Source organism: Acidobacteriota bacterium, from assembly GCA_003225175.1.
Classification (GTDB): domain Bacteria; phylum Acidobacteriota; class Terriglobia; order Terriglobales; family Acidobacteriaceae; genus Gp1-AA112.
This window is the reverse complement of record QIBA01000229.1, coordinates 1-2060: the sequence shown is the minus strand read 5'-3', so window position 1 is coordinate 2060 and position 2060 is coordinate 1. Positions and strand designations below refer to the sequence as shown.

Genomic DNA, 2060 nt, shown 5'->3' with positions numbered 1-2060 from the left:
CCTCCTACGCAACTATAAATTTTTTTAAATCCATTTAAAGTAAAAAGGTAGTATTTTCTCGTCTATCCTATACGAAGTAAAAAATAATTATTATTGTTACCCGTTACTACTACTACTTCTTTTTGTTTTTAATATATTTTTTTCGGGAGAGAAAGGAAAAAATATTTAGCTCACACCCAGTATCACCATAATGATTGTGATAATTTTTTTTTTTAAAAAAAAAAATATGACAAATAAAATATCTTCGATACAAGAAGAAATCAAAATTCTAAAGATTTTGATTAGACTAGACATGATTAATGAATTAAAAGTTCTATTCTCAAAGAATTATATTTATAAAAAAAAATCAATTATTATTATCACGCTGTATAAATAACAATTCTAAGTTATTATTTACTACATATTCCTGAAAGGGTCTACATCTTTGACATGTAGAACAATAAACGACAATAACTCTCGCTGTTTTAAAGATGTCATTTTGTAGTTCATCTATATATAACTCGTTATATTTTTTCAAAAGATTAAATTCATGCTGTAATATTTAAAGTTTATTCTGATATTCCCACACTCTTATCATTGTAAGAGCATAAAAAGTATATAAATTATAATAATAAAGTAATATTTATATTGCAAGATTTCCAATACAAAAGAATCTTTATTAAAATGAATGATTTTTATAAGAAAAAGAATTTTGAATTAAAATGCGAATAAGAATAAAAAGATAAGAATGAATTTGATTCTACATTGCTTTTATTACTTGAAAAAGAACAATCTAATGATGAATTTCTAATTAAATTTTTTTTTATCATTAGTATTATCACTATTAATCATAATAATAATCTATCTAATTTATATAATTGATCACTATTCTTGTCTGTTATGATTTCTACTTCACTCTCACTCACTTCTCCTTTTATATTATATCAAAATGATAAGAACCATTTTATCTAAAAGCAATACCTAGAAAGTACGCATTGAGTCCAAAAAAAAAGAAATCTAATACTATGTCATATTCATTTACGTCATTTACGCCGCACTATCAGCTATGTAAATTGAGGTGCATATATCACTGTTTGGTGATATACAAGCACATTTATAATTATAAAAGCCAATATCAAATATTTTTGCCATCCTAGTGTACCTTTTGATTTTAAATCATATTGAGAAATTATTGCACCTAAAAACTATATGATAATTTTTAGTTAGAAATTAGAAATAAATATTTTACTAAATACAGTATATATAAATTTAGATACCATAAAAATTATATGCGTAATAAGATTGTTAATTTCGTATAAGCAACATAAGGCAAACATTTGACCTATACAATAAACGATAATTTAATAATTTAAATGTAAAATAACTTAAAATAAAATAATATAGAAATACCTGCTGCAAATATCTCCATTCCAAATATATATGATATAGATGAAATTGCAATATAAATCAATATATTTTTTATATCTATAAAAAAAAAGACCAATAAATTAATCTATGCTACCATGGAAGGTCGTATAATTAAATTTTAATAACATACGATCATTTAATACATAACGATAAGCCATATTTATAATCGAGCTAAACAACTTCGTGACTTCAAAAATTTCTAATTTAGTAAATGTGGTAAATTCCTTGATTTCATTTTTCGTAATATTTAAAAAATTTCTTATATCAGAAGTTGTATTTTCCATACTATTTTGAAGTTCATTTTGTTTTTTCAAAGAATCTGAAGTAATTACTTCTAGATTTGATAAATTCTATAAATAAATAAGATGTTAATTTAATAATCGTTTGAACTTATTAGAATTTATTTATTTACCTCATTAATTAATTCAATATTTTCAATACTTTTTGAAGATAATATATTTGTTTTGCTCTAAATAATAAGTATATAAATGTGTCAATTATTATATCGAGGTTTTTAAGATATATACTTAACACTCACAAACATATTATTAATCAATGATAAATGGGTTTTAGTATTATTATCCACTCCTTCAAAAATTATATCAATATAAGGGATAATATTTTGAATATTCTAAAAAGATTTAAATAAATTA

Annotated in this window: 1 protein-coding gene; it reads left to right on the top strand. The window is 22.0% G+C overall.

The window, feature by feature from the left end; genetic code table 11:
* The first annotated feature begins 190 nt into the window (after positions 1 to 190).
* Positions 191 to 376: a hypothetical protein gene (locus DMG62_24855; GenBank protein ID PYY19214.1), complete on the top strand. Its 186-nt coding sequence runs from the start codon at positions 191 to 193 to the stop codon at positions 374 to 376.
* Positions 377 to 2060 lie beyond the last annotated feature (1684 nt).